The following is an 11,781-nucleotide window of genomic DNA, read 5'->3' as shown; positions in this document are numbered from 1 at the left end:
GCCCGCGTGCGAAGAGGACACGCAGACCGCCACAAAACCGCACGGTACGAGGGGCGGGAGGGCCGCCCACACCCCTACCGGCCCCTAACCGGGGAGGTGCTGCGGGGTGTGGTCGCGGGCGTGGAGCCAGCGGTCGGTGGCGGTGACCAGGCGCTCGGTCCAGACCGCGAGGGTCCGCTCGCCCTCCTCGGCGTGGGCGCCCGTCGGGTCCCCCAGGACGCCGCTGGGGCTGACAGCCCCTACGCCGGAGTGCCGCAGCTCGTCGATGATGGCGGGGAGCGGGCGGAGGTCGCCTGGCGCGTAGCGGTCGGTGCGCACCGCGTCGGGGCGCAGGGCGAGCATGACCGAGGTCTCGGTGCGGCCGGCGTGGCTGTCGTCGGGCGGGCCGGCGGGGCCCCAGGCGAGCACCCGGCGGCCTTCGGCGCGCAGCCGGGCGACGGCGCGGCGCACCGGTACGGCGTTGCCGCCGTGGGCCGAGACGAGCACGACCCCGGCGAAGGCGTCGGCCGAGCGGACGAGTTCGACGAGCAGCAGCTCGGTGGCCTCCCGGCCGATGGACAGCGTCCCGGGGAAGGCCATGTGCTCGCCGCTCGACCCGTACGGGACCGGGGGCGCGGTGACGACGCCGGGGCGGGCGTGGGCGAGCCGGGCGCAGAGCGCGACGGCGATCTCGGTGTCCACGGTGAAGGGCAGGTGGGGGCCGTGCTGTTCGGTCGAGCCGACGGGGACGGCGAGCAGGCGGCGGGCGAGGTCCGGGGCGGCCTCGGGCCAGGTGAGCCGGGCGAGTCCGGAGCCGCCGGTGTCCGCCGGGGCGGGGGCGTCCCGTATGCCCCGGGCAGCCGCTCCGTCCCGGCTCTCCGGGGCGGTCACGGGGCGTCCCGTCGGGTGCCGCCGGCCGTGCGGCGGGTGAAGGCCGGGAGGAAGGGGCGGAGGGTGCGGTGCCGTACGGCGCCGCGCCAGACGCCCGCTCCGTACGCGAGGTCGTCCGCGATGCGCAGCAGGCACCAGCGGGGCAGGTCGAGCGGGGGCCGTGTCCGGTACCAGTCGTCGATGTGCCGGGTGCACGCCGCGGCGAGCAGCCACCGGCCGCGGCGGGTGGCGAGCAGGGCCGGTACCGCGACGGGCCACCAGGTGCGGGTGACGGCGTCGGCGAACTGCCGGCCGGCGCCCAGGTGGCCGCCGGCCGCGAGCCGGAGCGACTCCTCGGCGGGCACGCCCGTGCCGCGGAGCGTGCGGGGCAGCAGGACGGCGGTGGCCGTGGCCAGTGCGGCCCCGGCGGCCGGGGCTCCGAGGGCGGCGGCCGCCCAGGCCGCCGCGCTCCAGACGGACATGCGGACGGGGGCCGCGGCGCGGCCGTGGCGCAGGGCGAGCGGCGCGGCGCCGGTTCCGTAGCCGACGCGCTGGCGCAGCCAGGCGCTCCAGCGGGTGCGCGGGTCGTGGAGCACGGTGGAGGCCGGCTCGTACCGCACCTGGTGTCCCGCGGCGCCGAGTCGCCAGACGAGGTCGACGTCCTCGCCGAAGCGGAGGCGTTCGTCGAAGCCGTCCAGGGCGCGCAGGGCGGCGGTACGGACGACGAGCGCGGCGGTGGGCACCCAGGCCACGCGGCCGCCGGGGCGTACCTGGGCCGCCTGGGCGCCGAGGTCGAGGGGGCCGCGGCCGCGCTCGTAGCGGCTGAGCAGGGAAGGTCCGGGGGTGCTGCGGACGCGGGGGGCGACGGCGGCGACGGTGGGGTCGGTGAAGTGGGGCAGCAACGGTTCCAGCCAGCCGTCGGGCAGGGTCACGTCGGCGTCGACGAAGGCGACGAGGGCGGTGGTGGCGAGCGGCCAGCCGCTGTTGCGTGCCGCCGCGGGTCCGCCCGCGCGGTCGTGGCGGACGGTGGCGCCGGGGACCGGGTCGGTGGAACCGTCGTCGACGACGATCCTGGTGGCGCCGGGGATGTCCGGGAGGGGTCCGGGACGGTCGCGGACGGGGACGACGAGGGTGACGTCGGCCGTGGCCAGGGGGGCGGCGTCGTAGCGGGGGTGGACCACGCCGGCGCGGACGAGCCGGGCGGCGAGGCGGCGGTGGCGGGGGGCGACGGGTTCGCCGCGCAGCCAGCCGTCGACGGCTTCGGCGCCGGCCGGGGTCAGGCGCAGCACGCGCAGTGGGGAGCCGCCGACGAGGACGCGTCCCCGGTCGTGCCGGCGCAGGGCGGGGTCGGGCTGGAGTCGCAGCCGTGTCATGCGCGGAACCCCCCGTCCGCGCGCAGGACGGTGCCGGTGACGGCCGAGGAGTCCTCGGAGCACAGCCAGCAGACGGCGGCGGCGATCTCGTCGGGTTCCAGGAGCCGTTCGACGGCCTGGTGGCGGGCGAACTCCTCGACGTCCGGCAGGTCGTACAGGGCCGCGCTCGCGTCGAGCATGGCGGTGCGGGTGGAGCCGGGTGAGACGGCCGTGGCGTTGACGCCGGTGCCGCGGAGGTCGGCCGCGAGTCCCCGGACGAGGCCGACGACGGCGTGTTTGGCGGCGTTGTAGCCTGCCAGCCGCCACAGCGGGTGGTGGGAGGCGGCCGAGGCGAGGGCGACGAACCGGCCGGTGCGCGGCTGCGGGCGGCGCAGCATCGCGGGGACGGCGGCGCGGGCGAGGTTGGCCACACCGCGTACGCCGGTGTCGAAGAGGGCGTCCCATTCGGCGTCGGTGGTCTCCCACAGGGGTCGGCCGCCGGCCATGACGGCGGCGGCGGCCACGGCGGCGTCGAGGCCGCCGTACTCGTCCTCGGCGAGGGCGACGGCGGCGGCGAGGGCCTGCGCGTCGCGGACGTCGGCGACGACGGGCCGGACGGCTCCGGGCCGGTGTGGGGCCAGTCCGTTCAACTGCTCGCGGGTGCCGAGGGGGTAGCCGACGCCGGGCAGGTCGGCGCAGACGTCCACGGCGACGACGTTCCATCCGTCGGTGGCGAGTCTGTTCACCACGGCGGCGCCGATGCCTCGCGCCGCTCCCGTCACGATCGCCACTCGCGGGCTCACGCCGGTTCCTCCTGTTCGCGCGGGGGTGCCGGCAGGTAGCCGTGCGTGGTCAGATAGGCGATCAGTTCGTCGGCCGCGGCGGCGGGGCCGGCCGGGGTGACGAGCCGGGTCGGGGTACGGGGGACGAGCGCGCCGGTCAGCTCGGCGAGGCGCCGCAGGTGGTCGCCCTCGGGCGCGGGTTCGTAGCGCGGTCGGGCCCGGAAGGGGCGCGGCCGTCCGGCCCGGACGCGGCCGGGTCCCGGGGTGGCCCGGGTCACCGGGATCGGGGCGGTGCGGGCGGTGATCACCGCGCCGAGGGCGGCGCGGGGCGGCCGTGCGCCGGTGTCCGTCACGGAGCAGACCGCCGGCAGGGGGACGGCGAGGAGTTCGCGGCGTCCGTGGTCGAGTCTGCGCAGTGCGCGCAACTCCGCGCCCTCGTTGTCGAGTTCGAGCAGACCGAGGGCTTGGGCGGCGCCCAGGCGGGCGGCGAGGAAGGCGGGGGTGCCGTCGTCGTCCTCGTCGTGGGCGCCGAAGAGCACGAGCCGGGGCGGACCGTGGTGGCGGGTGACGGCGTCGAGAAGGGCGGCGGCCCTCGTGTCGCCGTCGCCCGGGCCGGTGGCGGGCTCGACGCGCAGTGCGGCGTGCGCACCCGCGGCGAGCGCGTCGCGGAGGGCGTCGTCGGCCCCGGCGCCGCCCAGGGCGGCGACGACGCAGAGGCCGTCCAGTCGGTCCGCGAGGTGGAGGGCCCGTTCCAGGGCGTGGAGGTCGGCGGGGTGGGGACCGCCGGGCGCGTCGGGGCCGCGGAGCACGGCCGTGATCAGCACGGGTCGGGTCACCCCTTGCGGAAGACGACGCCGAAGCCGCCGTCGGGATAGGACCAGCCGATCGCGTCGTCGGCGGGACAGACCTGGTAGCAGACGCCGCACTCGAAGCAGTGCTCGTAGTTGAAGAGGAGGCCTCCGTCCGCGGTGGGCACGAAGAGCGCCGCCGGGCAGGCGGGCACGCACGGCCTGGTGGGGCAGGAGACGCAGACGGCGGTGTCCACGGTGATGTGGGGGCGCTCGTGGACCCGGAAGTCGGCGGTGGCCATCCGGTCCTCGAAGGAGATGTCCCCGTAGGTGTCCGGGCTCATCCGAAGGACCTCCAGCCGGTCAGCGCGTCGGCCACGAGGTGGCGCTTCCTGATGCCGTGGCGGCGCAGGCCGCGCCGGACGAGCGCGCCCAGGCCGGGTTTGGGGCGCGGGTTGTCGACCTGGAACATGCCCTCGACGACCTCGCAGATCAGCGAGGGGTACTGCCGCTGGGTGCGGTCCGAGAGGACCAGCCCGGGCGCCTTGCGGAGCTTGCGGTGGTCGGCGAGGACGAAGGAGTCCTTCAGGGTCCGACGGTAGGAGGCGAGTCCGGTGGCCGAGGTGTCCCCGGCGGCGAGGGCGGCGGCGGCGGCGCGGCCGGCGTACATGCCGGCGCCGAGGGCGAAGTTGACGCCCTCCAGCCAGAGTCCGGCCGCGAGGCACATGCCGGCCGCGTCTCCGGCCACGAGGATGCCGTCACCGGCGAGTTCCGGCATGCCGTCGTAGCCGGCCTCGGGAATGGTGTGGGCGCCGTACTCCACGACCTCGCCGCCGCGTACCAGCGGCCGGACGGCGGGGTGGGCCTTGAGGTCGGCGAGCAGGGCCTCGGGCCGTACGCCCGCCGCGGCCAGCCGGTGCGGGTCGACGACGACGCCGAGGCTGACGGAGTCCAGGTTGGTGTAGAGGAAGCCGCCGCCCGGGATGCCCCGGGTGCAGCCGAGGATCTCGATGTCGAGACCGTCGCGGCCGGAGAGCCCGAAGCGCTCCTCGACGGTGCTGCGGGGCAGCGCGATCGTCTCCTTGACGCCCAGGGTGACGAGGGGCGCGGGGACCCCGGACCACAGGCCGGCCTCCTTGGCCAGGAAGGAGTTGACGCCGTCGCAGGCGATGACGACGCTGGCCGTGAGGTCGCCGTCCGGCCGGTCGGTGCGTACTCCGGTGACGGTGCCGTCGGGGGCTCTGAGCAGTCCCGTGACGACGGTGGAGGGGATCAGGACGGCGCCCGCGGTGACGGCGAGTCCGGCCAGCCAGGCGTCGAGCTCGGCGCGGTGCGCGGTCGCCCCGTTGTACGGGGGCCGGCCCCAGTCCTGGCTGCGGAAGTCGACGGTGAGTGCCTGCGTCTCCGTCATGATCATGGTCGACCGGCGGGTGACCCAGCGCTGGACGGGCATCTCCTCCCACCACGCGGGCACCAGCTCGTCGAGGACGCGTCCGTAGACCACGCCGCCGTAGACGTTCTTCGACCCGGGGAACGGGCCCCGCTCGACGAGGGCGACCGAGCACCCGGCCCGGGCCGCCTCCAGGGCGGCGGCCGCTCCCGCGGGGCCGGCCCCGACGACGACGACGTCGAACTTCGGCTCAGTCATGTGCGGTCTCTCCTCGGCCCTGTCGTCGAACTCCCGTCGTCGCCCGCGGGGCGGCCCTGCGGCGTCGGGTGCGTGCTCTCGGCGTGCGGGGCGCACGCCCCCGTACGGGGCGTACTCGGGCTCGTGGCCGGTGCGGCGGGAGGGCGTGCAGGGCGTCGCGGGGCGGGCGGGGGTTCGACGACGGGGTCGAGCCCCAGCCTCCGGGCCAGTTCGGCCAGGACTCCGGGTGCGTCGGCGACGATGCCCAGGTCGGCCATCGCGGTCATGGGGCAGGCCGGGTCGGTGTTGACGCTGACCACGTGGCGCGGCGAGCCGAGTCCGCCGGTGTGGTGGGTGGCGCCGGAGACGCCGAAGGCGATGTAGAGGTCGGGGGCGACCGTGATCCCGGTGGTGCCGATCTGGCGGTCGTGGCCGAGCCAGCCGGCGTCGGTGGCGACCCGGGTCCCGCCGGCCTCGGCGTCGAGGGCGGCGGCGACGGAGCCGAGCAGCCGTGTCCCGGCGGCGCCGAGTCCCGCTCCGGCGCCGAGGACCCGGCGGGCCTCGGGCAGGGCACGGGTGCCGGGGCGGGGCTCGCGGACCTCCAGGACGCGCGCGTCGGGCACGTGCGCGGCGGTCAGGGCGAGCGGCTCCGGCGGGCAGGCGGGCCGCTCGGGGCCGGTGGCCGGGGTCCCGCCGCGCAGGGTCGCCACGAAGGGGCCGTCGACGGTCAGGTCGACGGCGCAACGGCCGTCCGGGGTCCGGGTCTCGGCGCCGGTGGGGGTGACCGCGAGGGCCTCGGGGAGCAGGGGCCGGTCCAGGGCGGCGGCGAGGCGGGGGGCGAGGTCGCGGCCGTCGTGCGAGGCGGGCAGCAGCACGCTGTGGACGGGGGCGAGGAGCGGGGCGAGCCGGGCGGCGAGCGTGCCCGGGGTGACGGTCCCGGTCTCCGCGCACCAGGCGCGGACGGCCGTGCGGAGCCGTCCGGCCGCCTCCGCGGTGCCGTCGCCGACGAGGAGGGCGAGACCGCCTGCCTCGGCGACGGCCGCGTCGGCGCCGTCGGGTGGTGTGCCGCGGCGGATGACGAGGACGGCGACGGCAGGGGTGCCGGGGGGCAGGGCCGTCACAGCGCGCTCCCGACCCGATGGCCTTCGACGACGGCGGCGTCCGCGCGGCGCGGAGTGAGGCAGTCGCCCACCCGGTGCACGGCGAAGGGCTCGTCGCGGAGCTCCTGCCACAGCCCGTCCTCGGGTTCCTGGTGGACGGCGCACACGATCCAGTCGACCCGGAGGCGCTCGGTGACGCCGGTGGTGTGGACGAGGACGTCCACGTCGAGACCGCCCCGGGTCCCGGCGGTCGGCGCGGTGCCGCCCCCGCCGGCGTCGGTCCCACCGGTGGCGGCCACTTCGACGTCGGTCCCGCCGGTGGCGGCCACTTCGGTGTCGGTCGGTTCGGCGGTGCCGGCAGCGGCTTCGACGGCGGCCGCCGTCGCGGACATCACCACGCGGTCGGTGGACCGGCGGATGCCCTTGGCGTGCGCGCGAACGATGAAGGTCTCCATGTCCAGGGTGAGGCCCAGGTCCTGACCGACCGTCATGCCCGGGGTGACGACGTGCACCCGACAGCCGCGGTCCGCGAGGAGCTCCGCCACGGAGGTCGCCTGGTGGAAGCCGAGTTCGTCGAGGACCAGGACGTCCCCGTGGGGCGCGGCCCGGTCCTCCAGCACGTCGCGCACGTCCACCACCCGGTCGAGTCCCGCGGCCCAGGCCGGCGGCCGGGGTCGGGCGCCGGTGGCCAGGACGACCGCGTCGGGTGACTCGGCCCGCAGCAGGGCGGCCGTGGCCGCCGTACCGGTCCTGATGTCCACTCCGTACCTCCGGCATTCGGCGAGCAGGTTGCGCGCCATGTCGAGGAACTCGGCGCGGCTGGGGACGGTCGCCGCGACGGCGACCTGTCCTCCGGTCGCCCGGGCGCGTTCCAGGAGCGTCACGCGGTGTCCCCGGCGGGCCGCGGTCGCGGCGGCCTGGAGTCCGGCGGGGCCGCCACCGACGACGACGACCTTCTTCGGCCGGGCCGGCACGGCGGGCACGGGCAGCAGTTCGCGCCCGGCCCGGGGGTTCTCGACGCAGCCGAGCCACCGGTTCATGCCGACCCGGCCGACGCACTCCTGGTTGCAGGAGAGGCAGGCGCGGATCTCTGCGGACCGCCCGGCGCGGGCCTTGGCGGTGAAGTCCGGGTCCGCGATCTGGCCGCGGACCACGCCGACGAGGTCGCAGTGGCCTTCGACGAGGGCGCGTTCCGCCTGTTCGGGGCTCTTGATGCGGCCCACGCCGACGACGGGGAGGTCGGTGGCCCGGCGGAAGGCGTTGGCGATGAAGAGGGCGTAGCCGGGCGGGACGGTCATGGACGCCTCGATCATGTAGAGCGTCGAGGTGGCCACGCCGATGGAGGTGTTGAGGTAGTCGACCTGTCCGGTGTCGGCGACGGTCCGGGCGACCTCGACGGCCTCGTCGAGGGTGATCCCGTCCTCGATCAGCTCGTCGCCGCAGAGCCGGACTCCCAGCGCGAGGGCGGGGCCGATCGCGGCGCGTACCGCGCTGATGATCTCGGTGAGGAGCCGGGCCCTGTTGCGCAGCGGACCGCCGTAGGCGTCCGTGCGGCGGTTGGTGGCCGGGGAGAGGAAGCCGCGCACGACGGAGGAGTGCGAGCACTGCAGCTCCACGCCGTCGAAGCCGCCTTCGGCGCAGTGCCGGGCGACGGTCGCGTATCCGTCGACGATGGCGGCGATCTCGTGGCGTTCGACGGCCTTGGGGACCTCGCGGAAGAGCGGGTCGGCAACGGGTGAGGGCGCCCACAGCGCCCTGCGCGTGTACATGCCTGAGCCCTGGCCGCCGTTGTGGTTGAGCTGGGCGAAGATCGGCACGTGGTGGGCGTGCACGGCCTCGGTGATCCTGCGGTAGCCGGCGACGACCGCCGGGTCGAAGCCGTGGATCATCTTCTCGTAGGGCCAGTCCGTGGGGTGGGTGGAGTGTTCCTCGGTGATCACCAGGCCCGCGCCGCCGGCGGCGCGCGCCGCGTAGTAGGCCGCGTGCCGGTGGGTGGGCAGCCCGTCCTCGGCGTAGTTGGTGAGGTGGGCGGAGAACACGACCCGGTTCGGCAGGGCCACGGGGCCCACCTTCAGGGGCGAGAACAGCCGCGGGAAGTCGCTCATGTCCCCACCAGTTCCAGTGCGGCGCGACGGCCCTCCAGGACGGCTTCGTGGACGGTCCGGGGCGCGACGCAGTCCCCCGCGCGGGGAGTGCCGGGGCGGGCGAGGGCGAGCCGTTCGTCGGGCAGGCGGAATCCGCAGTGGACGACGGCGGCACAGTCGAGTTCGGTCCGTTCGCCGGTCAGCAGGTGCTCCACTTCGGCGCGGGTGGCGCTCAGGGCACGCAGGGCCGAGCGCTTCAGCAGGGTGACTCCGGCCCGCTGGAGGCGGGCGTTGGCGTCGGCGAGGTCGCCGGTGGCGGCGAGCGAGCGGCCCGCGACGGGGTCGGGTGTGACGAGCGCGGTGGGACGGCCGGTGGCGGCGACGGCCTCGGCGACGCCGGTCCCCACGGCGTCTCCGACCGGATCGACGACGAGGACGGGTCCGTCGGGCAGGGCGTCGAGCGGCCCGCGGAGCAGTTCGGCGACGTCGATGACGGTCCCGCCGTCCACGGTGCAGTCGAGGGTTCCGGGGAGCGAGCCGGTGGCGAGGACGAGCTCGCGGCCGTCGTGGAGGTCGTCGGGGGTGATGTCGGTGCCGGTGCGCACGGTGACGCCGAGTCTGCGGACCTCCGACTCCAGCCATCGGACCCATCGTTCGAGCCCGGCCCTGCCGTGGACGTGGGCGGCGAGGCGGACGCTGCCCCCGAGCCGCTCGTCGCGTTCGGCGAGTTCGACGCGGTGTCCGCGCAGGGCGAGGACGCGGGCCGCTTCCAGGCCGGCCGGCCCGCCGCCGACGACGAGCACGTCGCGGGGCGGCTCGCTGCCCCCGGTCACGGGCGGGTCGGTGGTCTCGTGCCCGCTGCGGGGTTCGACGACGCAGCTGACGAGGGGGTTGCGGGCGTCGCGGACGCGGCAGCGCTGGTTGCACAGGACGCAGGGGGCGATCCGTTCGCCGTGTCCGGCCCGCCACAGGGTCACCAGATCGGGGGCGGCGATCTGCGCACGGGTCATCTCCACGAGGTCGGCCGTGCCGTCGTCGAGGGCGCGCTGCGCCTGCGCGGGGTCGACGACGGAACCCTGGAGCACGATCCTGGCGGCGCCGGCGACGGCGGTGCGGACCGCGCCGCACAGCTCCCGGTTGAAGCCGGGTTCGGTGTGCAGGTCCGGGTGTGTGGCGCCGCCGCTCATGGCGCTGCCGCGGACGACGACGAGGTAGTCGGCGGTCCGTGCGGCCCGGGCGGCGGTGTCGAGCGCCTGCTCGGGGGTGATGCCCGCCCAGGGGGCGAGTTCGTCGCAGCACAGCCGCAGCCCGAGGACGCGGTCGGGGCCGAGGGCGGCGCGGACGGCGCCCAGGACGCGCTCGAGGAGCAGGGTCCGGTCGGTGCCGTAGGCGTCGGTGCGCTGGTTGGTGAGGCCGGACAGGAACTGGCGCAGCAGGCTGTGCTGGCCGGCCTCGATCTCCACCCCGTCCAGGCCGGCCCGGGCGGCGCCGGCGGCCGCGGCGGCGAAGCCGGCGACGAGTGCGGCGAGTTCGGGTTCCTCCATCTCCATGGGGAGTTCCCGGCTCACGACGTCCGGGACGCGGGAGGGTGCCCAGAGGGCGGTCTGCCCGTAGGCCGAGCTGCCCTGGGAGCCGGTGTGGCCGAGGCCGGCGAGCACGAGGGTGCCGTAGGGGCGGCAGGCGTCGGCGGTCGCCGTCCAGCCGGCCTCGCACGCCGTGGCCAGCGGGGCGCGTTCGTAGGGCCAGTCGCTGGGGTGGACGCCCGCGGTCTCCGTGACGACGATCCCGGCGCCGCCCTCGGCGCGACGGCGGTAGTAGGCGACGTGCCGGTCGGAGAGGGCGCGGCCGCGGCCGAGGTTGGTCGGGTGCGGCCCGAAGAGCACCCGGCTGGGGGCCGTGCGGCCGGCCAGGACGAGCGGTTCGGTGAGCGACCCGCCCGGTGCCGCGAGGGGTGTGCCCGGTGCGGTGGCGGGCGGGTGCGGTTCAGTGGGCGACATGCGCGGGGGCCTCCGGGCGGAAGCCGGCGAGCGGGCTGGTGTCGCAGGGCCGGTCGGGTACGGGCGCGGACGGCCGCCTGCCGATGGTGACGGGGACGGGGCCGCGGGTGGTGCGGTGCGAGTGGTCGCCGCCGGGGCGGGGTACGGGTCCGGCCGCCGCGAGCGCGGGTTCCCCGTGTCCGCGGACGCATTCGGGGTCGGGCCCGTCGAGGGGCAGTCCGGTGAAGAACTTGGCGGCCATGCAGCCGCCGCGGCAGGAGTCGTAGGCGGTGCAGGAGGTGCAGGCCCCGGCGGACTGCGGGGCGCGCAGTTCGGCGAAGAGCGCGGAGTCGCGCCAGACGGTGCGGAAGCCGCCGGGTGTGCGGACGTTGCCGGCGCGGAACCGGTCGTGGATGGCGAAGGGGCAGGCGTACACGTCGCCGACCGGGTCGATGAGGCACACCACGCGGCCTGCGCCGCACAGGTTGAGTCCGGGCAGGGCCGGGCCGAGGGCGTTGAGGTGGAAGAAGGAGTCCCCGGTCAGCACCCGTTCCCCGTGCGCGAGCAGCCATGTGTAGAGGGTGCGCTGCTGTTCGGCGGTGGGGTGCAGGTCGGCCCAGGTGTCCGTGCCGCGTCCGGAGGGGCGCAGCCGGGTGATCCTCAGCTGGGCTCCGTGGGCGTCGGCGAGGGCGGCGAACTCGTCGAGCTGGCCGGCGTTCTCCCGGGTCACCGTCACGCTGATCTTGAAGTCGGCCATGCCGGCGTCGGCCAGGTTGCGGATGGCGGTCATGGCGGTGGCGTACGAGCCGGGGCCGCGTACGCGGTCGTTGACGGCCTCCGTGGCGCCGTCCAGGGAGATCTGGACGTCGACGTAGTCGGAGGCGGCGAGCTTGCGCGCCCGGTCCGGGGTGATGCGGACGCCGTTGGTGGAGAACTTGACGCCGACCTGAGACGTGGTCGCATATTCAACCAATTCCCAGAAATCGGAACGCACGGTGGGTTCACCACCCCCGATGTTCACGTAGAAGACCTGCATGCGTCGCAACTCGTCGATAACCGCTCGGCATTCGGCGGTGGACAGTTCGTCCGGATCGCGGCGCCCCGACGACGAGAGGCAGTGCACGCAGGAGAGATTGCAGGCGTAGGTCAGCTCCCACGTCAGACAGATCGGTGCATCCAGCCCCGACTGGAATTGCTCCACGAGCTTCATCCGGAAATCTCCT

10 protein-coding genes are annotated in these 11,781 nt (G+C 76.1%); all 10 read right to left on the bottom strand.

The window, feature by feature from the left end; all coding sequences use genetic code 11:
- Positions 1 to 84 precede the first annotated feature (84 nt).
- Genes mftE through mftC form a run of 10 tightly spaced genes read right to left on the bottom strand, consistent with a single transcriptional unit; the run spans position 85 to position 11,768 of the window.
- Positions 85 to 870: a mycofactocin biosynthesis peptidyl-dipeptidase MftE gene (gene mftE / locus AB0M16_RS35440; protein ID WP_365350517.1), complete on the bottom strand. Its 786-nt coding sequence runs from the start codon at positions 868 to 870 to the stop codon at positions 85 to 87.
- The gene (mftF, locus tag AB0M16_RS35435) at positions 867 to 2,222 is read right to left on the bottom strand and encodes a mycofactocin biosynthesis glycosyltransferase MftF (protein WP_365350515.1); all 1,356 of its coding nucleotides are present in this window, start codon (positions 2,220 to 2,222) and stop codon (positions 867 to 869) included. The genes mftE and mftF overlap by 4 nt, the downstream gene beginning before the upstream one ends.
- Positions 2,219 to 3,004 (bottom strand): mycofactocin-coupled SDR family oxidoreductase, encoded by a 786-nt coding sequence (locus tag AB0M16_RS35430; RefSeq protein WP_365350513.1) that lies wholly within the window; start codon positions 3,002 to 3,004, stop codon positions 2,219 to 2,221. The genes mftF and AB0M16_RS35430 overlap by 4 nt, the downstream gene beginning before the upstream one ends.
- Positions 3,001 to 3,807, bottom strand: coding sequence for a mycofactocin-associated electron transfer flavoprotein beta subunit (locus AB0M16_RS35425; protein WP_365350511.1), 807 nt, complete (start codon positions 3,805 to 3,807; stop codon positions 3,001 to 3,003). The genes AB0M16_RS35430 and AB0M16_RS35425 overlap by 4 nt, the downstream gene beginning before the upstream one ends.
- A gap of 8 nt (positions 3,808 to 3,815) precedes the next feature.
- A complete protein-coding gene (locus tag AB0M16_RS35420) occupies positions 3,816 to 4,115 on the bottom strand; it encodes a 4Fe-4S dicluster domain-containing protein (RefSeq protein ID WP_365350509.1) in 300 nt (99 codons plus the stop codon).
- Positions 4,112 to 5,419 (bottom strand): FAD-dependent oxidoreductase, encoded by a 1,308-nt coding sequence (locus AB0M16_RS35415; protein ID WP_365350507.1) that lies wholly within the window; start codon positions 5,417 to 5,419, stop codon positions 4,112 to 4,114. The genes AB0M16_RS35420 and AB0M16_RS35415 overlap by 4 nt, the downstream gene beginning before the upstream one ends.
- Positions 5,416 to 6,519: a mycofactocin-associated electron transfer flavoprotein alpha subunit gene (locus AB0M16_RS35410; protein ID WP_365350505.1), complete on the bottom strand. Its 1,104-nt coding sequence runs from the start codon at positions 6,517 to 6,519 to the stop codon at positions 5,416 to 5,418. Before AB0M16_RS35410 ends, AB0M16_RS35415 begins: the two co-directional genes overlap by 4 nt.
- Entirely contained in the window at positions 6,516 to 8,603 is a 2,088-nt protein-coding gene (locus AB0M16_RS35405) for a mycofactocin system FadH/OYE family oxidoreductase 2 (protein WP_365350503.1), read from the bottom strand. The genes AB0M16_RS35410 and AB0M16_RS35405 overlap by 4 nt, the downstream gene beginning before the upstream one ends.
- Positions 8,600 to 10,579 (bottom strand): mycofactocin system FadH/OYE family oxidoreductase 1, encoded by a 1,980-nt coding sequence (locus AB0M16_RS35400; RefSeq protein WP_365350501.1) that lies wholly within the window; start codon positions 10,577 to 10,579, stop codon positions 8,600 to 8,602. The genes AB0M16_RS35405 and AB0M16_RS35400 overlap by 4 nt, the downstream gene beginning before the upstream one ends.
- Positions 10,566 to 11,768: a mycofactocin radical SAM maturase gene (mftC, locus tag AB0M16_RS35395; RefSeq protein ID WP_365350499.1), complete on the bottom strand. Its 1,203-nt coding sequence runs from the start codon at positions 11,766 to 11,768 to the stop codon at positions 10,566 to 10,568. Before mftC ends, AB0M16_RS35400 begins: the two co-directional genes overlap by 14 nt.
- Between the last annotated feature and the right edge of the window lie 13 nt (positions 11,769 to 11,781).

This window comes from Streptomyces sp. NPDC051921, assembly GCF_040680975.1.
In the GTDB taxonomy this organism is placed as follows: domain Bacteria; phylum Actinomycetota; class Actinomycetes; order Streptomycetales; family Streptomycetaceae; genus Streptomyces.
This window is presented reverse-complemented; position numbering and strand designations above follow the sequence as displayed.

Excerpts from the sequence above, each read along its gene's own strand:
- AB0M16_RS35420 (WP_365350509.1), bottom strand. The coding sequence starts at position 4,115 with ATGAGCCCGGACACCTACGGGGACATCTCCTTCGAGGACCGGATGGCC.
- AB0M16_RS35400 (WP_365350501.1), bottom strand. The coding sequence starts at position 10,579 with ATGTCGCCCACTGAACCGCACCCGCCCGCCACCGCACCGGGCACACCC.
- mftF (WP_365350515.1), bottom strand. The coding sequence starts at position 2,222 with ATGACACGGCTGCGACTCCAGCCCGACCCCGCCCTGCGCCGGCACGAC.
- AB0M16_RS35415 (WP_365350507.1), bottom strand. The coding sequence starts at position 5,419 with ATGACTGAGCCGAAGTTCGACGTCGTCGTCGTCGGGGCCGGCCCCGCG.
- AB0M16_RS35405 (WP_365350503.1), bottom strand. The coding sequence starts at position 8,603 with ATGAGCGACTTCCCGCGGCTGTTCTCGCCCCTGAAGGTGGGCCCCGTG.
- mftC (WP_365350499.1), bottom strand. The coding sequence starts at position 11,768 with ATGAAGCTCGTGGAGCAATTCCAGTCGGGGCTGGATGCACCGATCTGT.